The 23,016-nt window shown below is 57.3% G+C and carries 20 protein-coding genes; 4 read left to right on the top strand and 16 right to left on the bottom strand.

What is annotated here, in order from left to right; translation table 11 throughout:
* The first annotated feature begins 279 nt into the window (after window positions 1-279).
* Complete coding sequence (gene mfd / locus B9G99_RS13840) at window positions 280-3,729, top strand: transcription-repair coupling factor (RefSeq protein ID WP_086622685.1); 3,450 nt, start codon at window positions 280-282, stop codon at window positions 3,727-3,729.
* 106 nt (window positions 3,730-3,835) lie between these two features.
* On the opposite strand, the gene B9G99_RS13835 is transcribed toward mfd, so the two are convergent.
* From B9G99_RS13835 to B9G99_RS13820, 4 genes are read right to left on the bottom strand one after another with little or no spacing between them, the layout of a single operon-like run.
* Window positions 3,836-4,393, bottom strand: coding sequence for a hypoxanthine-guanine phosphoribosyltransferase (locus tag B9G99_RS13835; protein ID WP_086623492.1), 558 nt, complete (start codon window positions 4,391-4,393; stop codon window positions 3,836-3,838).
* Between the two features lie 22 nt (window positions 4,394-4,415).
* Entirely contained in the window at window positions 4,416-5,870 is a 1,455-nt protein-coding gene (locus B9G99_RS13830) for a mechanosensitive ion channel family protein (RefSeq protein WP_086622684.1), read from the bottom strand.
* A 14-nt stretch (window positions 5,871-5,884) separates the two neighbouring features.
* Window positions 5,885-6,925 (bottom strand): beta-N-acetylhexosaminidase, encoded by a 1,041-nt coding sequence (gene nagZ, locus B9G99_RS13825; RefSeq protein ID WP_086622683.1) that lies wholly within the window; start codon window positions 6,923-6,925, stop codon window positions 5,885-5,887.
* Entirely contained in the window at window positions 6,922-7,629 is a 708-nt protein-coding gene (locus B9G99_RS13820) for a TetR/AcrR family transcriptional regulator (protein WP_086622682.1), read from the bottom strand. Before B9G99_RS13820 ends, nagZ begins: the two co-directional genes overlap by 4 nt.
* 165 nt (window positions 7,630-7,794) lie before the next feature.
* Between B9G99_RS13820 and lexA the strand changes: the two genes are divergently transcribed.
* Window positions 7,795-8,439, top strand: a complete 645-nt coding sequence (lexA, locus tag B9G99_RS13815) for a transcriptional repressor LexA (RefSeq protein WP_086622681.1) — start codon at window positions 7,795-7,797, stop codon at window positions 8,437-8,439.
* Window positions 8,440-8,781: 342 nt separating this feature from the next.
* Here lexA and B9G99_RS13810 read toward each other — a convergent pair whose 3' ends face one another.
* The 3 genes from B9G99_RS13810 to topA all read right to left on the bottom strand — a co-directional run bounded on the left by B9G99_RS13810 (window position 8,782) and on the right by topA (window position 12,232).
* Window positions 8,782-9,027 carry a hypothetical protein gene (locus B9G99_RS13810; RefSeq protein WP_086622680.1) on the bottom strand — a complete coding sequence of 82 codons (246 nt, stop codon included), beginning with the start codon at window positions 9,025-9,027 and terminating at the stop codon, window positions 8,782-8,784.
* 80 nt (window positions 9,028-9,107) lie between these two features.
* Window positions 9,108-9,566 (bottom strand): DUF6586 family protein, encoded by a 459-nt coding sequence (locus B9G99_RS13805; RefSeq protein ID WP_086622679.1) that lies wholly within the window; start codon window positions 9,564-9,566, stop codon window positions 9,108-9,110.
* Window positions 9,563-12,232, bottom strand: a complete 2,670-nt coding sequence (gene topA / locus B9G99_RS13800) for a type I DNA topoisomerase (RefSeq protein ID WP_086622678.1) — start codon at window positions 12,230-12,232, stop codon at window positions 9,563-9,565. Before topA ends, B9G99_RS13805 begins: the two co-directional genes overlap by 4 nt.
* 409 nt (window positions 12,233-12,641) lie before the next feature.
* On the opposite strand from topA, the gene pyk reads away from it, so the two are divergent.
* Window positions 12,642-14,111, top strand: coding sequence for a pyruvate kinase (gene pyk / locus B9G99_RS13795; protein WP_086622677.1), 1,470 nt, complete (start codon window positions 12,642-12,644; stop codon window positions 14,109-14,111).
* A 57-nt stretch (window positions 14,112-14,168) separates the two neighbouring features.
* Here pyk and B9G99_RS13790 read toward each other — a convergent pair whose 3' ends face one another.
* Window positions 14,169-15,143 (bottom strand): hypothetical protein, encoded by a 975-nt coding sequence (locus B9G99_RS13790; protein ID WP_086622676.1) that lies wholly within the window; start codon window positions 15,141-15,143, stop codon window positions 14,169-14,171.
* Window positions 15,143-15,766, bottom strand: coding sequence for an NUDIX hydrolase (locus B9G99_RS13785; protein WP_086622675.1), 624 nt, complete (start codon window positions 15,764-15,766; stop codon window positions 15,143-15,145). The genes B9G99_RS13790 and B9G99_RS13785 overlap by 1 nt, the downstream gene beginning before the upstream one ends.
* 141 nt (window positions 15,767-15,907) lie before the next feature.
* On the opposite strand from B9G99_RS13785, the gene B9G99_RS13780 reads away from it, so the two are divergent.
* On the top strand, window positions 15,908-16,924 hold the full coding sequence (locus B9G99_RS13780; protein ID WP_086622674.1) for a zinc-binding alcohol dehydrogenase family protein: 1,017 nt from the start codon (window positions 15,908-15,910) through the stop codon (window positions 16,922-16,924).
* A 47-nt stretch (window positions 16,925-16,971) separates the two neighbouring features.
* Here B9G99_RS13780 and msrQ read toward each other — a convergent pair whose 3' ends face one another.
* The 7 genes from msrQ to B9G99_RS13745 form a co-directional block, all read right to left on the bottom strand.
* Complete coding sequence (gene msrQ / locus B9G99_RS13775) at window positions 16,972-17,595, bottom strand: protein-methionine-sulfoxide reductase heme-binding subunit MsrQ (protein WP_086622673.1); 624 nt, start codon at window positions 17,593-17,595, stop codon at window positions 16,972-16,974.
* Window positions 17,595-18,605: a protein-methionine-sulfoxide reductase catalytic subunit MsrP gene (gene msrP, locus B9G99_RS13770; protein ID WP_086622672.1), complete on the bottom strand. Its 1,011-nt coding sequence runs from the start codon at window positions 18,603-18,605 to the stop codon at window positions 17,595-17,597. Before msrP ends, msrQ begins: the two co-directional genes overlap by 1 nt.
* A 160-nt stretch (window positions 18,606-18,765) precedes the next feature.
* A complete protein-coding gene (lipA, locus tag B9G99_RS13765; protein WP_086622671.1) occupies window positions 18,766-19,740 on the bottom strand; it encodes a lipoyl synthase in 975 nt (324 codons plus the stop codon).
* Window positions 19,740-20,444, bottom strand: a complete 705-nt coding sequence (lipB, locus tag B9G99_RS13760) for a lipoyl(octanoyl) transferase LipB (protein ID WP_086622670.1) — start codon at window positions 20,442-20,444, stop codon at window positions 19,740-19,742. The genes lipA and lipB overlap by 1 nt, the downstream gene beginning before the upstream one ends.
* Before the next feature lie 49 nt (window positions 20,445-20,493).
* Window positions 20,494-20,820 carry an HP0495 family protein gene (locus B9G99_RS13755; RefSeq protein ID WP_086622669.1) on the bottom strand — a complete coding sequence of 109 codons (327 nt, stop codon included), beginning with the start codon at window positions 20,818-20,820 and terminating at the stop codon, window positions 20,494-20,496.
* 122 nt (window positions 20,821-20,942) lie between these two features.
* Window positions 20,943-22,136: a D-alanyl-D-alanine carboxypeptidase family protein gene (locus B9G99_RS13750; protein ID WP_086622668.1), complete on the bottom strand. Its 1,194-nt coding sequence runs from the start codon at window positions 22,134-22,136 to the stop codon at window positions 20,943-20,945.
* Window positions 22,137-22,161: 25 nt separating this feature from the next.
* Window positions 22,162-22,986 carry a septal ring lytic transglycosylase RlpA family protein gene (locus tag B9G99_RS13745; protein ID WP_227875828.1) on the bottom strand — a complete coding sequence of 275 codons (825 nt, stop codon included), beginning with the start codon at window positions 22,984-22,986 and terminating at the stop codon, window positions 22,162-22,164.
* Between the last annotated feature and the right edge of the window lie 30 nt (window positions 22,987-23,016).

Here is a 23,016-nt window from a genome sequence, read left to right as displayed (position 1 = left end):
GAAAGAGCGACGTTCTGTCACAACGATTGAGTAGTCGCAAACATGTAGCCTGACTACACCAAAGCATTAGTTGACAAGTGGTCCGAGCGGCACTGTGGCTGGTCCCAAAAGGTTTATCGATACCTAAAAGAACATCATGAAAGGCATGTATCACCTGGCGTGATACGGCACAATGGGCCGCTCAATGCCTCCAAGAGTGACAGACGTCAAGGCAATCCTCTTCCATATCAACGATACTGTCCGCATTTTGTTACTGTGCCCATCGATCTGAAGTGAACCATGCCATCGCATAGCCACACCATCAGCCCGCTTTCGCCCCCTGCACTGTCCCCTGCCCGGGAAAGCACACGCTGGCGACTTCCCGAAGGTAGCGCTGATGCGCTGACCATGGCCCATCTGGCCGATGCCGAGAAGACTCCCCTGCTCGTGATTACGCCGGATTCGGCCAGCGCTCAGCGTATGGCACTGGCGTTACGCTTTTTCAGCGACCAGGAGGTTCTGGTCTTTCCCGACTGGGAGACACTTCCCTATGACAGCTTCTCGCCGCACCAGGATATCGTCTCGGAACGGCTTCGTACCCTGCGCCAGCTTCAGCATCAATATCAGAGCATTATCCTGGCGCCGGTCAACACGCTCATGCAGCGCCTGCCGCCAACCGACTACGTCGCTGTACAGGCACTGCATCTGGAAAACGGGATGTCACTGGATCGCGAGCATTTTCGAGGCCAGCTTCATCGCGCCGGCTACCGCGCAGTCGAAACCGTTTACGAGCCCGGTGAATATGCCTTTCGCGGCGCTCTGATCGATCTATATCCGGTGGGCAGCGAACAACCGCTTCGTATCGACCTTTTTGATGACGAGATCGACACACTGCGCTATTTTGATCCCGACACTCAGCGCTCGAGCGAGCGTACCGAGCGGATCGAACTGCTGCCAGCCCATGAATACCCGCTGACGCAGGATGCCATCGCCCGTTTTCGCGAGGGTTTCGAAACCCTTTTTGACGTGGATCCGCGCCATTGCCCGCTCTATCTGGACGCGCTACAAGGCATCCCTTCTCCTGGCCTTGAGCAGTATCTGCCCCTGTTTTTCGAGCACACCTCGACGCTTTTTGATCACATTGGTGATCGACTGCGCTGTGCCCTGATGCCGGGTACTTTCGAGGCAGCCGAAAGTCATTGGCAGTCCATTACCAGCCGATTCGAAAATCTGGGCGTTGACCCTACCCGACCGCTATTGCCGCCGGTCAAGGCCTTTGTACCGGTGGCAGAGCTGTTTGGTCAGATCAACGGCTATCCACGTCTTCAGTGGCGCACTGATGACGAGGGTACCCCCGTGGAAGGATCAAGACTGCCTGATATCGCCATTGATGCACGCGCCACAAAACCACTGGCATCGCTTGAGCAGTTCATGGCGGACAACGGCGATGTCCGGGTACTGTTTGTGGCCGAATCAAGAGGTCGTCAGGAAGCCCTGCACGAGACGCTCGCCCCCCTGAACCTCGATTTACACGACATCGACAGCTGGCAAAGCTTTCTGGCTGCCCACCAGACCCATGCCATCGCAGAAGGCGGCCTCGAGCGCGGCATCTGGCTTGAAAGCGACAAGCTTCTGGTGCTGACCGAAACCGAGCTTTATGGCGAGATCGTGCGCCAGAGTCGGCGTCGCAGTCGTGCCACGGACGACAATGAACTGGCCATACGCCATCTCTCGGAGCTCAGGGAAGGTGCCCCTGTCGTCCACAAGGCGCACGGTGTCGGCCGCTATCTGGGGCTTGAAACACTCAATGCCGGCGGCATGCCGGCCGAATTCCTGACGCTTGAGTACGCCAGCGGCGCACGCCTATATGTACCGGTCGACAGCCTGCATCTGATCTCACGCTACGCCGGCGCCAGCGACGACAGCGCCCCCCTGCATAAACTCGGCAGCGATCAGTGGGAAAAGGCACGCCGCAAGGCAGCGGAAAAGGTACGTGACACCGCAGCCGAACTGCTGGACGTCTATGCACGGCGTGAGGCACGGGAAGGATATGCCTGTGAGCCGCCGGGCCAGGAGTATGCACGCTTTGCGGCCAATTTCCCGTTCGAGGAAACGCCCGATCAGCGCATGGCCATCGATGCCGTAATCCATGACATGACGTCGACCCAGCCGATGGATCGCGTCATCTGCGGCGATGTCGGCTTTGGCAAAACGGAAGTGGCCATGCGCGCGGCCTTTCTGGCCGTACAGTCCGGACGCCAGGTGGCGGTACTGGTACCAACCACTTTGCTGGCACAGCAGCATTTCGATAACTTCCGCGACCGCTTCGCTGACTCCGCCATCAACATCGATATCCTGTCTCGCTTTCAGGGCGGCAAGCTACAGTCACATACGCTTGAGCGCCTTAATGATGGTCGCATCGATATCGTTATCGGTACGCACAAGCTGCTGGGCAAGGAGCTTGAGTTTGCCAACCTGGGGCTGGTCATCATCGACGAGGAGCACCGCTTTGGCGTCCATCAGAAGGAAAAGCTCAAGGCCCTGCGCGCCGAAGTTGACATTCTGACCCTGACTGCCACGCCGATCCCGCGGACGCTGTCGATGGCGATGAGTGGCATGCGTGATCTTTCCATCATTGCCACCCCGCCGGCCCGCCGATTGTCGGTCAAGACCTTCGTGCAACAGCGCAATCAGGCTGTGCTCAAGGAAGCCGTGCTACGTGAGCTTTTAAGAGGCGGCCAGGTCTACTACCTGCACAATGAGGTCAAATCAATCGAGGCCACGGCCGAAAAGGTACGCGAACTGGTGCCTGACGCGCGTGTCGGGGTCGCTCATGGCCAGATGGCCGAGCGCGCTCTGGAGCGGGCCATGTCGGACTTCTATCACAAGCGCTTCAACGTGCTGGTGTGCTCAACCATCATCGAAACCGGCATCGATGTTCCCAGCGCCAATACCATCATCATCGAGCGTGCCGACAAGTTTGGACTGGCTCAGCTCCATCAGTTGCGTGGTCGCGTGGGCCGCTCGCACCATCAGGCCTACGCCTACCTGCTCACGCCCCCACCCAAACAAATCACTTCGGATGCCACCAAGCGTCTGGAGGCGATTACACAGGCCGAGGATCTGGGGGCAGGTTTTACACTGGCCAGCCACGACCTGGAGATTCGCGGTGCTGGGGAGCTTCTGGGTGAAGAGCAAAGCGGCCAGATCGAAACCATTGGCTACAGCCTGTACATGGAAATGCTGGATCGTGCCGTCAATGCCATTCGAAGCGGCAAGACACCCAACATCGAAGCGCCCATGTCCGAAGGTGTGGACATCAGCCTCGGGCTGCCGGCGCTGATTCCTGAAGACTACATGCATGACGTCCAGCAGCGACTGGTCATGTACAAGCGCATCAGCAATGCCAAAAACGATGGCGAGCTGCGCGAACTGCAGGTCGAGATGATTGATCGCTTCGGATTATTGCCAGAGCCGGTCAAGCACCTTTTCCGTCAGGCCACCCTGCGTTTCAAGGCCGAGCGACTGGGCATTACCCGACTGGAAGCTGGCGACAGACGGGGGCGCATACAGTTTGGTGCCGACACCTCGGTGGAACCCATGACGCTGGTCAACATGATGCAGAAAGCGCCTGACCAGTATCGACTCGATGGCGCAGATACCCTGCGCTTTGAAAAACCCATGGAAACGGCTGAATCACGCTTTGCAGCCATCGAGGCCTTGCTCGAGCATTTCAACCAGAAGTCGTAATTCATGGCGGGTGTCCGTCGGTGACATTCCCCGACGGGCAGAAGAAAAAAGGGCCGGCCTCAATGGCCGGCCCTTTTTTGTATGGATAGACACAGTCTCTGAGGGGTCAGAGCCCGCGCGGGGCGAAGATACCCGGCGCGTTGCGCCAATAGCCCTTGTAGTCCATGCCAAAACCGAAAACATAGCGATCCTCAACTTCAAGGCCACAGTAGTCCGCCTTGAGGTCGGGCACGGCCTTGCGGTCATGTATCTTCTCGACCAGTACTGCCGAGGACACACTGGCTGCCCCCGCCTGGTGGCAGTATTCGAGGATGGCAGCAAGTGTTGCTCCCTCATCGAGGATGTCATCCACGATGACCACGTGGCGACCGGCCATTGGAATTTCGGGCGAAACGCGCCAGAACAGCTCACCGCCGCGAAGACCGCCGCGATAGCGTGTGGCATGGAGATAGTCCACTTCCAGAGGAAATCCCAATCGGGTGAGCAAATGGCCGGTAGTGATCAGCCCACCGTTCATGACGCAGTAAAATACCGGCATGCTGTCGGAGAGCGACTGGGTCAGTCGGCTGGCCATATCATCCAGAGCCCTTTCGACTGCGGGAAGGTCGATCAGGCAATCTGCCTCATCCATCAGGACCTTCATGTCGTTATGATACTGGGCCATCTCAAAGTGACCGTCGTGCTGTTCAGGCATCGCCATCTGACTCACTGTCTGCATCGTTGTCAAAAGGCCCCTGACGCTTTCGGTCCGAATTGCGGCGCTTTTCATTATTCAGGCGACGGGGGCGCGAGTTTGAAAGCTCGCCATCCTGCCGATTATTCTCTTGCGACTCAAGCTCACGATCGTCCCGACGAGTAGTACGTGTGCCAGCAGACCCTTCATCGTCGCATGAAACCTCCCGGGAGGCGTCGGTGTCTGGCTCCTCTGTATTCGTGGCGTCATCGTGTGTTTGTGAAGAGGGTCGTCCGAGCCTGATCTCATCGGGCACATGGATACGGGACGCCGGAATCGCAAGTTCGGCACCATGGTCATAAACGATATCGCATACCGACAGCAGGATATTTTGCTTGGCGATATTGTACTGCTGCCAGTCAACGACTTTGGTCAGGGCATATACCATGATATTGATGCTGTACTCGCCATAACCGCTGACACTGACGGTAATGAATTCATCGTTTTCGACATCTTCATTTTTTTCCAGCATTTCGGCGATATCACCGGTAATGGCCTCGACCTTGTCCGCGTCCTGATAACGTATGCCGATCGTTTCCCACAACAGTCGCACATGCATGCGGGAAGGGGTTTCGACAATAATTCGGCTGAATACTGCATTGGGCACATAGATGGGCGGACCACTGAAGGTACGAATACGTGTAAGACGCCAGCCAATGTCCTCAACCATCCCTTCGATCTCGCGATCGGGAGAGCGAATCCAGTGCCCGACCTGAAAGGGCTTGTCCAGATGAACGACCATGCCGCCAAAGAAGTTGGCCATGACATCGCGCGCAGCAAAACCGATCAGAATACCGCCTGCACCACCTACTGCCAGAAGGCTCGACACCGAGACACCCAGCATCTGAAGGGCCATTAACAGCACCAGGATCAGCGTCAGCGCCCCCGTAATTTTGGTAATGGCCGAAGCAGAGGTCTGATCTACCGGTTTTGCCTTTGAATGAGCCGGTGGAAACACCAGCCGCTGTTCAAGGCGCTGCATCAGACGCACCTCAACCCAGAATATGATGGCCAGCGTCGAAAGCCCGAAAATGAGACTGGCATAGAAGGTAATGCCGGAGATACCAAGCCCCTGAGCGCCCAGGGTCAATATGGAGCACAGCCCCCCAAGCCATAGCCACAACCGCAGCGGCCCGCGAAGCGCATGCACCAGCGCGTCATCCCAGCGTCTCGGGCTCTTGTTCAGGCGCCGCTCGAGTCGACCCAGTAAAAAGGCGCAGACCAGATCAAACAGCAGCACCAGCAGCACGACCAGAATAATCATCAGTACCCAGCCGGGCAGACCAAAATAGCCCTTGGACCATTCCTGTGTGCTGTCAAGCAACTGCTGCCAGTAATGGGTGGCTTCCGATCCGTCGGGTTGGGAGCCGCTTGATGATGAGGCACCACTGCCGGATTGCTGCGCCATTATATTCACTCTTATCAGGTAAGGAGATCCGCTAACCGCTCCCTGGTACGGTGCCAGCGCGGCTGCTCCTTCAGTGTTTCAAAATCAACGACGCCGCCGGCAAAGCGTAGTCGTTCCAGACGACACTGCGTCAATGGCTTCTTCATGGACGAATGTAACGTCTGACGGGCCTCTGCTGCTCCCACCGGGTCGTTACATAGAAGCGCCAGATCACATCCGGCCTCCAGCGCCGCCATGACCCGCTCTCCGGGGCCGCCGGCCATGGCCGCTCCCTCCATGGAAAGATCATCAGAAACGATCACCCCCTCAAAACCGATGTCATGACGCAGATATTCCAGCCAGCGCCGCGAAAATCCGGCCGGCCGTTCGTCAATTCGGGTAAAACGCACGTGCGCAGGCATGATCCCGCTCAGCCGGTCAGACAGCGCTCGAAAGGGAATCAGGTCACGGGATTCGAGCGCCTCGAGCGTGCGTGTGTCTTCCGGCATGACAAGGTGTGAATCGAGCGTTACACCGCCATGCCCCGGGAAGTGCTTGCCCACGCTGGCCATACCGGCATCAGACAACCCCTCGATAAAGGCGCCCGCCAATTCAGTCACGTGCTGCGGATCATCCGAGAAGGCACGATTGCCGATGGCCGGGCAGCGGGCATCATCAAGATCAAGCACAGGCGCAAAGGAAAAATCGACGCCGCAGGCGGCCATTTCCATCGCCAGCAGCCAGCCGGTATCTCGCGCCAGTTCAAGCGCTTCAGCGGGTGCATCGAGATAGTACCGGCCCAGAAAGGCCATGGGGGGCAGCGTGGTCACGCCGTTGCGAAGACGCTGAACACGCCCACCCTCCTGATCGATGCCAATCAGGATATTGGGACGAGCACGCCGAATGTCGTCACACAGCTTTCGCATCTGCTCGGGTGACTCGACGTTGCGCGCAAAAAGGATAATGCCACCCACGCTGTGGTGAGCCAGCCAGCCTCTCTCGTCATCGTTTAGACATGTACCCTGAATGTCGCACATCAGGGGGCCGATCGGCGCTTCGGCCTGGAGATCCGTCATGAATGAGTTCCTGTTCTGGGGTAGCAAGTCAGCTGATCCGCATCCTGAGTCGTCGTGGCATTTGAAGCAACATTCATGACCGGAGCACGCAGCGCATGTAATGCGACCGGCTTTAAACGCTGGGCCAGCTCCCGAATCGTAATGCGCTGGTGATAGTCATGTTCGGCGATATCGCGCAGCGTATTGAGGCCGGAGAGCGTAAAGATGACCGACCCCAGCATGAAATGCAGCCGCCAGAAGCGCTCATCGTCGGCAAGCTCAGGGGTGGCCTGCCTGAGGAGCTTTAAAAAGCGCGAGAAGATATCACCATACCGGTCTCGAAGCTCGTCACGAAGATGGCGCTGCGTCTGTGAATAGGCCAGGCCCAGAAGCTTCATGAAGGTTCTCAGATCATGGCTGTCAGAGGGCATTTCCAGCACGCTGGCAAACAGCGTATCAAGCAATCCCTCAAGATCAGAGGCTCCTGCCTCGTCAGCTTCAAGCCTGTCCAGTCGCTGATGCAGATCAGCGCTGAACGGGTCGAGATAGCGAAAGAATACTGCCTGTATCAGCGCCTGCTTGGAGCCAAAATGGTAATTGACGGCAGCCAGGTTGACCTCGGCTCGACCCGTAATTCGACGAAGCGATGTTTCGGAAAAACCATGCTCGGCAAACAGGACTTCGGCTGCATCGAGGATTCGGGTCACGGTATCGGATGGCACCATGGGAAATATCAGTTCTCTTTCATGAAAATAAAACGTACGGGCCAAAGCGTGATGGTATCACCAATGCACGTTTTCACCCCCACTCGAGACGGCATCGAAGCGCTTGCATTGATCTGATGACTGGATACAATCACATACTGTATACATCAACAATGGCCATCGCCCATGACACGACCGTTGACTGCACGCCAACAGGCCGTATTCGATTTCATTGCCAGAACCATCAGTGAACTCGGCTACCCTCCCACGCGTGCCGAAATTGCCGGCGCATTGGGCTTTCGTTCGCCCAATGCTGCCGAAGAGCATCTGCGTGCGCTGCGCAAGAAGGGCGTCATCGAGATGATCCCCGGCACCTCGCGCGGCATTCGCCTTTCCGCTCAGGAACAGGTCGCACAGGAACCGGAAAGCCTCAACGCCGGTCTGCCCGTGATCGGAGAAGTCGCTGCCGGCAGTCCGATCCTCGCTGCCGAGCACATTTCACGTTATTGCCCGATGCCGGCCGATTTTTTCAATCCGGGGGCTGATTATCTGTTGCGTGTTCGCGGCCTTTCCATGCGCGATGCCGGTATTCTTGATGGTGATCTGCTGGCCGTGCATCGAACGCATGATGCCCGCGATGGGCAGGTAGTCGTGGCACGACTGGGAGATGATGTGACGGTCAAGCGCTTCAAGCGTCAGGGCAGCATCGTCAGCCTGATTGCAGAAAATCCTGACTTCGAGCCCATTACGATTGATCTGACCCGTCAGAGCCTGGATATAGAGGGCGTGGGTGTTGGGGTCATTCGAGGTGGCGACGGCAATAGCCTTTAACCCCTGCTTCTTTTTCGTGACGGTGTGCCTGCGGGCACACCTGACGTACCACCCGTGGCTGCATGAGCCGCTGTCTACCCAGCGAAACACGGGCGCTCCGATAAATACCCATCATCAGATGACACTCGTCATTACGGCTTTCCATCAGCCAGGCATTATCGAAAGGACGCGTTAGATCCCGCATCGCCACCAGACGTGTGAATGGTCAACGCCGGCACTTTTCCATATCCAAAAGCGCCGTGGCTGCCATACCCAGGTCATTCATTCCATTTTGCAGACGCAAGGGCCTGAAACGCCGATACCTGTCCAGGGACAGGTATCAAGCCGGTCAAAATAATAGAATCAATGAATGGCGGCGGGCTCGTGAGCCTCGATGGCATCATCGTCATCAGCCAGTACAGAACGTGAAATCAGATGATCGAGCATCTCACGGGCGACATCAAAGCGATGATGACGCAGCAGCTCCAGCGTTTGCGATGAAAAGCGGATGCTGGCCAAAGGTTCATTCCTGTCATCACTGTCAGCGGCCCGCAGCACAAACTGTCCGTCTTCAAGTTCGACAATTTCAAATACGGCCGCTTCAGTCATGCGCTACCCCGTTGATCCGATCGGCGAAAAAAATTAGAAAAATACCTGCGAAAGATGTCACGTTTATCAAGAACAAGTCATTACCATTCATAGCTGGTTTCACGAAGCCGGGGCAGCAGGGTCCGAAAATCGTCCAGACACCTTGCAAGTTCCCGGGAAAGAGGCTCGCTCTGACTGGACACGATCATGTTGTCATGGCGACGAAGCTGGGCCGCACCCCCTTCATCATGAAGACGGTCCAGCAGAACCAGCAGCCTGGCCAGCCAGCTTTCAGGTTGCCCCATGAGTTCTCGCAACAGCTCGATCTCTGCCACGCGTGCCGGCGGCTCATTCAATACACTACGCCAGTGCATTGATGGCCAACGGCAGGTATGGGCAATTTCCCTGATCACGCTTTCAAGGGCCATCTCGAGCATCGAGAGCCCCCCTTCCTCGAGCGCCCGACGTCTGGCATCAGCGTGTTCGTCATCCCCGGCCGGTTGTTCCAGCAACAGCATGGCCTGATAGAGCAGCTGATTGGTTCGTCCCTGATGGCTCATGAAGCCTGTTTCCCTGCCTTGCTGCCCTTTTTGGCACTGGCTCCCTTCCGGTTATCCTCGATCTGCCAGCGATTACCATCCCACAGCGCTTTCCAGCCAGTCGCCTTGCCCTCTTCTTCGCTCAACACATACTGACTTTTGGTCTTGCGCGAGAAGCGGATCTGCGCCGGGTGACCATCCGGGTCATGATCCGGTGCCTTCAGAAGAAAGTGATACTTCTCCGGCAGCGCATCGGCATGAGGCCTGATCTCGCTGACCAGGGGCGGCCGGGTTTCGCGATTTTTCGGAAACTGACTGGCCGCCAGAAAAAGACCACTGGCGCCGTCACGCAGCACATAATGATCATCCACCTTCTGACAGGCCAGCTCCGGCATGGGAATCGGATCCATCTTGGGCGGTGCTGGTTCGCCACTTTTCAAAAGCTTGCGGGTATTTTTGCAGTCATCATTGGTGCAGGCGAAGTATTTGCCAAAGCGTCCGGTACGAAGCTGCATTTCCGAGCCACATTTATCGCACTCAATGGTCGGGCCCTCATAGCCCTTGATGCGAAAGTGGCCTTCCTCAATTTCGTAATAGCCATCGTCATCATTGCTGATGTGGATCTTGCGTGTTTCATCGATGAGATAGCTGTCCATCGCCGTCCCTGTATCGGGATTACGGCGCTTGGCACGAAGAGCATCGGTCTCTGCATTGTCATCGGCATCCGCCGGCACCGCCTCATCACCCGGCAGCAGATCGATGGTGGTCTTGCAGCGCTCCTTGGGCGGCAGATTATAGCCTGAACACCCCAGAAACACGCCGGTCGAGGCAATACGAATCTGCATCGGTCGACCACAGGTGGGGCACTTGATGTCAGTTTCCACCGGCTGATTGGGACGCATGCCTTCATCGCCTTCGGCATGCTCAAGGCGGGCACGAAAATCGCCGTAGAAGCTGTTCAAAAGCTCGCGCCAGTCACGCTCTCCGTCAGCAACATGGTCCAGCTCATCTTCCATGCGTGCCGTAAACCCGTAATCCAGCAGGTTTTGAAAGGACTCGATCAATCTGTCGGTGACAATTTCACCGAGTTTCTCGGCATAGAATCGACGACTGTCCAGCTTGACGTAGCCCCGCTCCTGAATCGTTGAGATGATGGCCGCATAGGTCGACGGCCGGCCGATCCCCCGCTTTTCAAGCTCCTTGACCAGACTGGCTTCGGTGTAACGCGCGGTCGGCTTGGTAAAATGCTGCTTCGGATCAAGCGTCTTGAGCTCAAGACGCTCTCCCTTGCCAATATCCGGCAGCTGCTGGTCTTCTTCCTTTCTGGAGGAGGGCTTGAGCACACGGGTATAGCCATCAAAGCGCAGAACCCGCCCCTTGGCACGCAGCTCGAAATTCTCGACCTCAATGCTCAGCGTGGTCGACAGATACTGGGCAGGCACCATCTGACAGGCCAGAAACTGGCGCCAGATCAGTTCATAGAGACGCTCGGCATCACGCTCCATGCTGCCAAGATCGTCCGCTCGACGGTGAACGTCGGTCGGCCTGATCGCTTCATGCGCTTCCTGGGCACCGGCCTTGCTGGAATAAACATTGGGCGTTTCGGGCAGATAATCACTGCCCATCTCAGATTCGACATAGTCTCGCGCCATCGTAATGGCATCGGCGGACAAATTGGTCGAATCGGTACGCATATAGGTGATGTAACCAGCTTCATACAGTCGCTGGGCCAGGGTCATGGTCTTTTTGACCGAAAACCCGAGGCGGCCACTGGCAGCCTGCTGTAGCGTCGAGGTAATAAAGGGAGCGCCCGGCTTGCTGGAAGTCGGGCGATCCTCTCGACCGGTAATGACGTAATCAGCCGTTTTCAACGGCGCGATCAGCGAAGTGGTCTGTGACTCGCTGACCGGTCGGAACGTTTCGCCACCGTGGCGCGCCACTTCAAAGCGCACCTGATCACCGCTGCCGGCTTCAAGATCAGCGTGCACGTCCCAGTATTCTTCAGGGGTAAAGGCACGAATTTCGCGCTCGCGCTCGACGATCAATCTAACCGCAACGGACTGAACCCGACCGGCAGAGAGCCCGCGCGCCACCTTGTTCCACAGCAGCGGGGACACCATGAAACCGACGACCCGATCCAGAAACCGGCGAGCCTGCTGGGCATGCACCCGGTCAAGCTTGAGCTCACCGGGTGTCTCAAACGCCTGGGCAATGGCATTTTTGGTGATCTCGTTGAACACCACTCGCCGATAGCGCGACTCATCACCACCGATGGTCTCACGCAAATGCCAGGCAATGGCCTCACCTTCACGGTCAAGGTCCGTTGCGAGATAAACGGCATCTGCCTTTTCAGCGAGCTTTTTGAGCTCGTCGACCACCTTTTCCTTGCCCGGCAGTATCTCGTAATTCGCCTGCCAGTCATTTTCAGGATCAACGCCCATGCGACGAATCAGCTGATCATGGCTCTTGCGCTTTTTGTAGACTGCCTTCTCTTCGGCAGACATCTTGCGCGTGGCAGCCGCCTGTCGCGCACGCTCGGAGGGGTCAGTGGCATTCTTGCCACTGCCACTGGTCGGCAGGTCACGGATATGACCCACGCTCGATTTCACGATGAAATCGTTGCCGAGGTACTTGTTGATGGTCTTGGCCTTGGCCGGCGACTCGACGATCACCAGTGACTTGCCCATAGATCTCCGTCTCTTTTGCCGGTCCTGCCGGCGCTGTCATGTCAGAAAAGCAGTGTGCGTGAGCGCCCGTTAAACCGGGCTGTGTCAGACACCCTGAAAATGCGACTACCCTACCCTGGCCTTATCCATGGCGCCACCGGTTAAAAAACGGCGCGCAATAACGCCTCGGTCACTGGTATCGCCTCAATGTTTCATGGCGCACTGAACACCTCGACATTATCCGGGGTCTCATCAAGACTTTACCCCGGCGTTGAGAGAGCCATGCCAGAGCGTTCATCAGGCCTCTGCAGCAATTCTCATCAAGGCTTTCTCCAGAGTCTCCCGGAGACTTTGGCGCATTGCCGTCGCACCCAAAGGGGTGAAGAAGGTATAGTGAATACACTCAGACACCGCATCAGGAGAATGCTTCATGACGAAAGCGACTGCCGGCCCGATTCGCCGCACCAAGATTGTCGCCACACTAGGTCCTGCCAGTGACAAGGAAGGCGTTCTTGACGCCATGGTGCACGCAGGCGTTGATGTCGTTCGAATCAACTTCTCCCATGGCAGCGCCGAAGACCATCGTCGTCGCGTCGTCGCTGTACGCGAAGCTGCCAGGAACCAAAAGCGCAACGTCGCCATCCTTGGCGATCTGCAGGGCCCAAAGATTCGTGTCGCCCGCTTTGCCAATGGCTCGGTCGAACTCGAAAACGGCCAGGATTTCGCCCTCGACGTCAATCTGGGACGCGACGAAGGCAACGACCACCAGGTCGGCTGTGACTACAAGGAGCTCGCCGACGACGTCAAGAGTGGCGATGTGCTGCTGCTTGATGACGGACGCGTCGTGCTGGAAGTCAAGCATGTCGAAGGCGGCCGCATCGAATGTACCGTCAAGGTTGGGGGTAAACTCTCCAATAACAAGGGCATCAACAAGCAGGGCGGCGGTCTATCGGCAGCGGCGCTGACCGACAAGGATCGCGAGGACATGAAAACCGCGATCGACCTGGAAGTCGATTTTCTGGCGGTCTCCTTCCCGCGCTCCGGTGCCGACATGCAGCTGGCACGCGATCTGCTGGGCGAAGCGGGCAAGAATATTGCCCTTGTTGCCAAGGTCGAACGTGCCGAAGCGGTAGCCGATCCTGCTACGCTTGACGAGATCATCATTGCCTCTGATGCCGTCATGGTCGCCCGCGGCGATCTCGGCGTGGAAATTGGCGATGCGCAGCTGATCGGGGTTCAAAAGCGCATGATTGCCCGCGCTCGCACGCTCAACCGCGCGGTCATCACGGCCACGCAGATGATGGAATCAATGATCGAGTCGCCGCTGCCGACGCGCGCCGAAGTCTTTGACGTCGCCAATGCGGTACTCGACGGTACTGACGCTGTCATGCTCTCGGCTGAAACCGCCGCTGGCAGCTATCCGGTTGAAACCATTGAAGCCATGGATCGCTGCTGCATGGGCGCCGAGCGCGAACGCGCCGCTCAGGAGTCCAAGCACCGCATGGCTGATGAGTTTCATCGTATCGATGAAACCGTGGCCCTGTCTGCCATGTACGCGGCCAACCACCTGGAAGGCGTGGCCGCTATCGCCTGTCTGACCGAGACCGGCTATACCCCGCTGATCGCCTCGCGCATTCGCTCCGGTCTGCCGATCGTGGCGCTGTCGTCGCATCCACGCACGCTGCGTCGCATGGCGCTTTACCGCGGTGTCTTTGCCATCGAGTTCAACACCGATGACATGCCCAATGCCGAGGTAAACCAGCGCGCCGTAGCCGAGCTTGAAAAGCGGGGGCTGGCCAACCCGGGCGACTACGTCATTCTGACCCGCGGCGATCACGTCAGTGCCCAGGGCGGCACCAACGCCATGAAGATTGTTCAGGCTGGCGAACACATCGGCTGATCCAGCGCTTGAAGACAATCTTGCATCAACAAAAAGGCCTTCACATGAAGGCCTTTTTTAGTTCAGGTGGCTGGTTAGCGTTCCGGAGATTGAACCATCACCTTGATCAAGGCCCAGTATCCAGCCTTCGACCTGCCTTGCCATAGGCGACAGAACCGGTGAGGCGGGCAACTGCCCTTCCACGACTGCAACCATCATCAAAAGCCCCAGCATGGCATCAAACGCATCCTCCCCATCAGCTCGCTCGCCGAACCCTGTCTCAAGCACAGCCCTTGCAGACGCCTCATATGTCACCGGTAACCCGGTCATTAGCAGACGGTGACAGACCTCACGGCGATCCGACTGGCGGCGTTTGCTCTGGCGCCCGGAAAGCTCTGCACCGATCAGGCGCGCTGCCAGTGTCGGCCAGGTTTCGCACAGGATACAGCGACCAGACGCCGCCAGTGAGGCCAGCTCGCCATCAAAGGGCCGGAGTGCGGCGCCCTGCAGCACGGCAGGGATAACAACGTCCTGCCAGCCGGCCTGAGCGGCCTTGCCCACCTGATTGGCTCCCAGCGTCCAGAAAAGCGGACAGGGTTTTCGCCCGGGCATGTCATGCTCACAGTGCCGACGCAGCGCATCGAAACTTTCAACGCCCAGAGCCTGGGTCAGATCCGACTGCCGCACCCCCTTTTTGCCCTGCTGAGGATAAAAGGGACGTGTCAGCGAAATCTCATCATGGGTGGCAGCAGTGTCGAAAAAGTTCTGCCATCGCGGCGTGCCCAGCATCTCCAGCCACTGCCTGAAATCGGTCACGTTGACCTGTCTGGCCCACTGCTTTGGGACCCCGATGGGAAAATCAAATCCGGCCAGCGTGGCGCCCTGCGAAGGGGCCATCAGCACACTTTCGCGCCAGACCCGACCATTATCGATGCGAGCCGGCGCACTGACCCGCCATAGACCGTCGAAACGTCGAGCCTGCGCATACCAGCACTTTGAAGGCGAGAGACTCCAGTCGGCATGCAGCAGCCGATCAATGCCGGTTATGGCCATCAGTCGCTGTAGACCCCTGCGGCGCCAGACAGCGCAAAGGCCCGGCACTCGTGAATATCCGTGGGCAGCGTTCGACCCTCTGACAGGGGCGGCAGGTCATCGAGATCGAAAAAGTTTGCAGCATCCGTCTCATTGTTGGGCACAAACTCTCCGCCTTCATGAGTACAGACATAAAAGAGCTTGTAGATATGATCCGGTGAATAATGGGCGTAGGGGTGAAGACTGCGATCCTTGAGCATGGCAAGCCGCGGCTGGCTCGCCCGATGACCGGATTCCTCAAAAATCTCCTTGAGCACATTGGCACTGGGCCCTTCATTCACGTCAGCCCAGCCTCCGGGCAACGTCCAGAGGCCATCCTTGATTTCGCGAACCAGCAACACTCGGCCCTGCTCATCAAACACCGCCCCGCGTACATCCACCTTGGGTGTGGCATATCCTCGGTCGGGAATGATCAGGTTTTCAATTTTCTCGATGGGCACGTCACCCAACACAGCAAACATCTGATTGGTCAGCACCTCCAGCTGCTTGTAGCGCTCCAGCTCATACTTGTTGTCGGTATAGGTCTGCCCGGTCTGGGCAATGGATCTGAGTGCCTTTGCAAAAGCCAACCAGTCATGTGTCATGCCATTTCTCTCCTGCTTTCCATCATGCCCGTATCACCACAAGCAAAGCGACTGGCATTGGGTGTCGTCATGGTCCAGATTGATGGCTGACAGTCTAGTGGATGACGCATCTGCATGCGTTCGTTAATCAAGGGAGAGACCATGAAAGCCATAGCCACACGCGGCGCCAGTGACATCAACGCGCCCGGGGCCTTTGAAGCCATCGATATCGAACGCCCGGTGCCGACAGGCGAGGACGTTCTGGTCCGCATCGAGGCCATCTCGGTCAACCCGGTGGATACCAAGGTTCGTGCCGGCGCGCTAGGCGAACTTGGTGAGCCCACAATCCTGGGCTGGGACGCCACGGGCATCGTCGAGGCGCTTGGAGAGCGTGTCAGCGAACTGACCGTCGGAGAACGCATCTATTACTCGGGAGAGGTCAATCGCCCCGGTTGCAACGCCGAGTATCAGTTGATCGATTCTCGTCTGGTCGCCCGTGCACCACAGACACTCGATATCGAAGAAATTGCCGCCATACCGCTGACGGCGCTGACGGCCTGGGAGGCACTGTTTGACAAGCTGCGTCTGGCGCAGGACACCGGAGACCATGGCGATCAGACGCTTTTGATTATTAACGGCGCCGGTGGCGTCGGCTCGATCGCTATTCAGCTGGCGCGTCAGCTGACCGGCATCCGGGTGATTGCTACGGCGTCACGCGAGCAGTCCAGACAGTGGTGCCTTGAAATGGGTGCTCATGATGTGGTCGATCATCACGACCTGGTCAACGAACTCAAACGACTTGATCTGGACAACGTCGACTATATCTTTAACTGTCATGATATTGGCGTGCACTGGGAAAACATGGTTTCCCTGATCAAGCCGCTCGGCGAGATCGTGGCGATTGCCGAGACAAAACAGCAGGTCGATCTCAACGCCCTTCAGGGCAAGGCCGCCAGCTTTCACTGGGAGTTCATGTTTGCCCGCCCTCTCCATGGCGTGCAACGCGAGCAGCAGGGTGCGGCACTGGCGACCATGGCCCGCCTGCTTGATGAAGGCAGGCTGCGAAGCACGCTGGGAGAAATTGTCGGGCCGCTTAATGTCGAAAACCTGACCCGCGCCCACAAGATGCTGGAGGATGGCCATACCATTGGCAAACTGGTACTGACAGCGATGGAATGACGCCTTCCTGTGTTTGTAAAAAAACGCCGGCACAGTGCCGGCGTTTTTTATGAAGCGCGGGACGCTCGGCGAGTACCGCCTCGCCTAGGAACGATCCTGCCCAATGCGCGAGAAATGGCAGGAATACGAAGCAGCATCAGGACGGCACCGGCCAAGGCATAGCCACTCCACTGCGCCATATCGGCGCGCACCACCCAGAAAAAATGCAAAAGCACCAGTCCCAGGGCGATATACACCAGCCGGTGCAGAAACTTCCAGCGTTTCCCCAGTCGCTTCATTGAATAGCGATTGGACGTCACCGCCAGCGCCAGCAGCATCAAAAGCGCTGCAAAACCAACAATGATATAGGGCCTGCGCTGTAGATCTTCCCCCAGCGTCGAAAAATCGAGTCCCAGTATAAACAGCAGGTAGCTGGTCAGATGCAGCACGCCGTAGGTAAAGGTCCAAAGGCCCAACTGACGTCGAATGAGCGCAAAGCCCTTCCAGCGGGTCAGTTTCATGAGCGGCGTAAGACTCAGTGTCAGCAGCAGCAAAATTAGCGCACACTGGCCAAAATTGAGCAGGAGATACTGCCCGGGCTCGGGACCCGCCCGACCTGCCGCCACCTGCCAGGCCCACCAGAGAAAAGGCAGCAGCGCCGCCACGAATACACTACATCGCCAGAGTCGCATCAGAAATATTTCCGCAGATCCATGCCCTTGTAGAGAGACGCGACCTCGTCTCCATACCCGTTGAACATTTGCGTGTCGATCATGTTGGGGCTGAACAGACTATTGGGTAGACGTCTCTCCCGCGCCTGGCTCCACCGCGGATGATCCACATCCGGATTCACGTTGGAATAAAAGCCATATTCATTGGCATTGATGGTAGGCCAGGCCGTGGGAGGCTGCTCCTTGACCAGGGAAATGCGCACAATCGACTTGATGCTCTTGAACCCATATTTCCATGGCACCACCAGCCGTACGGGCGCGCCGTTCTGGTTGGGCAGGATGCGTCCATACATGCCAACGCTCAGGAGGGTGAGCGGATGCATGGCTTCATCCATTCGCAACCCTTCCTGGTAGGGCCAGTCGATCAGTCCAAAGCGTGAACGCTGCCCCGGCATTTCCTCGGGTCGCATCAGGGTCTGAAAGCGCACGTACTTCGCATCGCTGGTCGGCTCGGCACGTTTGAGAATGGCCGACAGAGGTACCCCCAGCCAGGGAATGACCATCGACCAGGCCTCGACGCAGCGCAACCTGTAGATACGCTCCTCCAGCTGCTGTTCACCCAGCAGCTGGTTCATGTCCAGCGTTCCGGGTTTGCCCACCTCGCCATCGACCTCGATGGTCCACGGCTCGGTCGTCATTGCACCCGCATGCTTGTAGGGGTCGTCCTTGCTGGTGCCGAACTCAAAGAAATTATTATAGTGCGTGGCGTCATTGAACGGCGTCAGCTTGTCGTTTTCCCCGGCCGTGACTGCCTTCCAGTGCGTATTGTCGAGTCGTGAGGCAAACCAGTCCGGACGGCTGCCCTGCTCGACATTGTCATATTCAGATGCCGCCCAGACACTACGTGGCAACACGGCGGCCATGCCAAGCCCTGCAACGCCCGCCATGAAGTGACGGCGCGCATGATAGACCGACTCTGATGTCACTTCATTTTCACCAATCTGGTGACGCTTTCGTGTTTTGATCAGCATGGCATCCTCCACTTGACGATCGTTATGGTTACTGACCGTTACATCGCGAAATAGTTTCAATCCACCCGACAGCGTGCATCAGGGCAGAAAACGACAACGCCCGGCATGACCGGGCGTGACAGACAGAACATGACCATGCAAAAGGATGCTTAAACAGTGATCAGGACACCTTCTCGCCATGCGCCTGCTTATCGGCATGATAGCTGGAACGGACCAGTGGGCCGGACGCGACATGTTTGAAGCCCATCTCATGCCCCTTTTCGGCAAACCAGGCAAAGGTATCCGGATGCACCCATCGGTCAACCGGCAAGTGGTTACGTGACGGCTGCATATACTGCCCCAGCGTCAGCATGTCGACGTTGTGGGCACGAAGGTCACGCATGACCTCGATGACTTCTTCATCGGTTTCGCCAACGCCCAGCATCAGCCCTGACTTGGTCAGCACTTCGGGGCGGACTTCCTTGTAGCGCCTGAGCAGGTCCAGCGACCACTGATAGTCCGCGCCAGGGCGAACGCGTCGATAAAGCGACGGTACCGTCTCAAGGTTGTGGTTAAACACATCCGGCGGCTCCTGGCGCATGATATCGATTGCCTTGTCCATGCGACCACGAAAGTCGGGTACCAGCACTTCGATTTCGAGATCAGGATTGCGCTTTCGGATCTCTTCAATGCAATTGTTGAAATGCTGCGCCCCACCGTCGCGAAGATCATCACGATCCACGGAGGTAATCACGACATATTTCAAGCGCATCTCAGCAATGGCTTCGGCCAGCTCGCGCGGCTCATCTTCATTGAGCGCATTGGGGCGTCCGTGCGCCACATCACAGAAGGGACAACGGCGCGTGCAGATGTCACCCATGATCATGAAAGTGGCAGTACCGCCATTGAAACACTCGCCCAGGTTGGGGCAGGAGGCTTCTTCGCATACCGTCACGAGCTTGTGTCGTCGCAGGGTTTCCTTGATGCGGGTCACCTCTTTCGAGATGGGCATGCGCACCTTGAGCCAGCTCGGCTTGGTCGGCAGGGTCTCGGTCGGAATGACCTTGACCGGAATACGGGAAACCTTGTCGGCGCCACGCAGCTTGACGCCTTTTTCGGCCCGTTGTTTGGGGGTGGTAGCAGTCGTCTCGGTCATCAGTTTGATCCTGTTACTCGAGAAATGTGGGTCAGCACCCCGGGTGCATTCACCATTTCCTGAAGCTCGGGGTTGCCGAGTTCAGCGGCAAAGGCTCCGAGCAATCCTTGTGCCTCGCGTGCCATGTCCGGTGGCCGGGACAAAAGATCACGAAGCTGTGTCATTTTGAGCCCTGCATAGCCGCAGGGATTGATATGGTCAAAGGGCGAAAGATCCATATCGATATTAAAGGCAATGCCGTGAAAGCTGCTGCCGCGTCGAATACGAAGACCGAGCGAGGCAATCTTGGCCCCATTCACATAAACGCCCGGCGCATCCGATCTCGAACAGGCATCGATGCCGTGTTCTCCCAGCACGTGAATAACGGCATTTTCAAGGGCATCTACCATGGCACGCACCCCGATACGACGCCGTTTGACGTCAATCAGTGGATACATGATCAACTGACCGGGCCCATGATAAGTGACCTGACCACCGCGGTCACTCTGGACCAGCGGAATATCGCTTGAACGCAATAGATGCTCAGGCTTGCCGGCACGCCCCTGGGTGAAGACGGGAAAATGCTCCACCAGCCAGATCTGGTCCTGCGTCGTGGCGGTGCGCTCATCGGTAAAACGACGCATCGCTTCCCAGACTGTTGTGTAATCACACATCCCTAGACGATATACGCCAATGGGCTGATCATCCAGGCTTGTATCACTCATCAGAACTACCTCGGAGAGTGCCGGCAAAAGCGCTTGTCAGCGATAACAATCAAAGCACCATCTGAACTCGACCGGTCGCCTTGAGCGCCACGAACAGATCGTTGAGCTGCTCTTCGCCAGTGGCATAGATGGTGACATGCAGGGAGCGGTACTTGCCGTTGCGGCTGTCGCGATGCGTCACTTTTGAGCGATCGAGCTCCGGCGAGAAACGCTCCACGATATCCAGCATATCGCGATCAAATTCAACGTCGTTGTTTCCCACGATCTTGATGGCATAATCACAGGGAAACTCGATTTTCGGCGCCTCCTGGCTTTTGTTGTCATCGCCGGGGGAAGACAGGATAGCAGCAGGCTTTTGAGATGAAGGCCTGGACATGATAAACCTCTTGATCATTGCAGGCTAAGATTCGCCCGATTGCCTGCCATTTTACTGAAAAAGGGGGGATTCGTCAGCCGAATCCCCCCTTTTTGGTCACGAACCAGCCCGATGTTCAGATCCTAGAACAGGCCCTGAACAAACTTCAGCAGGCCATCCCAGAGACGCTTGAACAAACCACCCTGCTCGATGCTTTCCAGCGCCACCAGCGGCTGCTCGTCAATAACCTCGTCGTTTTGAACGATCTGGACGGTGCCATACTGCTGGCCGGCTTCAATGGGTGCCTGCAGATCACCGTTGATATTGATGCGGTTGGAAAGCCCTGCCTCGTTTTGCTTGGAAGCCGTCAGGTAGACATCTTTGGCCACGCCAAAGGAGCCTTCATCCTGGGTGCCGCCCCAGACGCGTGCTTTTGTAAGCTCCTGACCGGCATCATAAACCTTCTGGGTCTCGAAATACCGGAAGCCATAGCTTAGAAGCTTCTGGGTTTCCTGGGATCGAGCTTCTTCCGAGTTGGTGCCCATGACCGCTGCGATCAGGCGAGTATCGCTTTGCTGAGCAGAAGCCACCAGACAGTAGCCTGCTTCCTCGGTGTGACCGGTTTTAAGGCCATCCACCGACTTGTCGCGCCACAGCAGCAGATTTCGATTGGGCTGCTTGATGCCGTTCCAGGTGAAATATTTTTCGGCATACAAAGAATAATGATCGGGAAAATCATTGATGATGTGACGCGCAATGATGGCCATGTCATGCGCCGATGAGTAGTGCTCGGGGTCCGGCAGACCGGTCGGATTCATGAAATGCGTGTTTTGCAGCCCCATCTGTCGGGCATGCGCGTTCATGAGGTCAGCAAATGACGACTGACTTCCGGCAATATGCTCGGCCATGGCCACCGTGGCATCGTTGCCTGACTGCACCACGATGCCCTGCATCAGGTCCTTGACCGGCACGTTGCTGTTCACCTTGACGAACATGCGTGAGCCACCGGTCTGCCAGGCTTCCTTGCTGATACGAACTTCATCACTGGGCGACATGTTGCCGCTTTCGATTTCGCTTTCAGCAATATAGGCCGTCATCATCTTGGTCAGACTGGCTGGCGGTACGCGCTCATCGGCATCATGTTCAACCAGCACACGACCGGACTTGGCATCCATCAGAACCCATGATGTCGCTGCAAGACCGGGCGGTGAAGGCACAAAACTGGTAGGTGACGGGCCATCGGATGCCATGGCAGGCGCCGCCGTCAAGGTCAGCGCCAGTGAGGAAAACGCAACAAGGTGGCGCCAGCGGCGTACGTTTACTGCAAAAAGGGTCATATTGCCTTTCTCTGTTTGCTTGTATTCAGTCCGAGCCAGTTACCCGATGTAGCTGGTCATAGCCTGCTTCATGCAGTTCGGACCTGACTGATTCCACCATGATCGGATCATCGAGCGGGCCCACCTGTACCCGATGCATGGCGGCATGTCGTGTTACTCGAACCGGCCTTGAAAGGCGCGCTTCGAGCTTGTCCCTGAGCACCTGAGCGTGCTCGCTGGATCCCAGTGCAGCGACCTGCAGATAGACAACGCTATTTGCATCATTGCGACCGGCAACGGGCGCGGGCTGCTGCGTCGAGGAGACAGCGGCCTCCTGAGGCCTGACGGGCTGAACCCTTGAAGCGCCCGGAGAATCCTCGGTGCGCGCCGCCACCTGCTGTTCATTATTGTGTCGGGCCTGCCATTGGTGAGGGTCGATGGCAGTGACCCTCACTCTGGCAGTGCCGTCGTCGAGCATATCCAGTCGAGACGCTGCTGCATAGGAAAGATCAATCAGACGGTCGTCATGAAAGGGCCCTCGATCATTGACCCGTACGATGACAGAGCGGTTGTTGGCCAGACTGGTTACCCGTGCGAAGGTCGGCAGCGGCAGGGTGCGGTGTGCCGCCGACATCGTATACATATCATATTGCTCGCCATTGGCCGTGTCGTAGCCCTGGAACTTCTGGCCGTAAAAGGAAGCGCGCCCCGTCTGACTGTATCCCTTGCTCGAAGAAAGCACGTGATAGCGTTTGCCCAGCACCTGATAAGTGGACTGGTTGCCGCCGCGCGATAACGGCTCCACGCGGGGGACGGCGTCAGGCACTTTTGATACGTCCACCTGGCGATCAGGATAGGCATCACGTGACATGGCATATCGCCCCCCTCCCCCGCCGCCAGC

It is taken from the genome of Kushneria konosiri, from assembly GCF_002155145.1.
Lineage (GTDB): Bacteria > Pseudomonadota > Gammaproteobacteria > Pseudomonadales > Halomonadaceae > Kushneria > Kushneria konosiri.
Note: the sequence above shows the minus strand (reverse complement) of the source record. Positions and strands in the feature narration are given on the sequence as shown.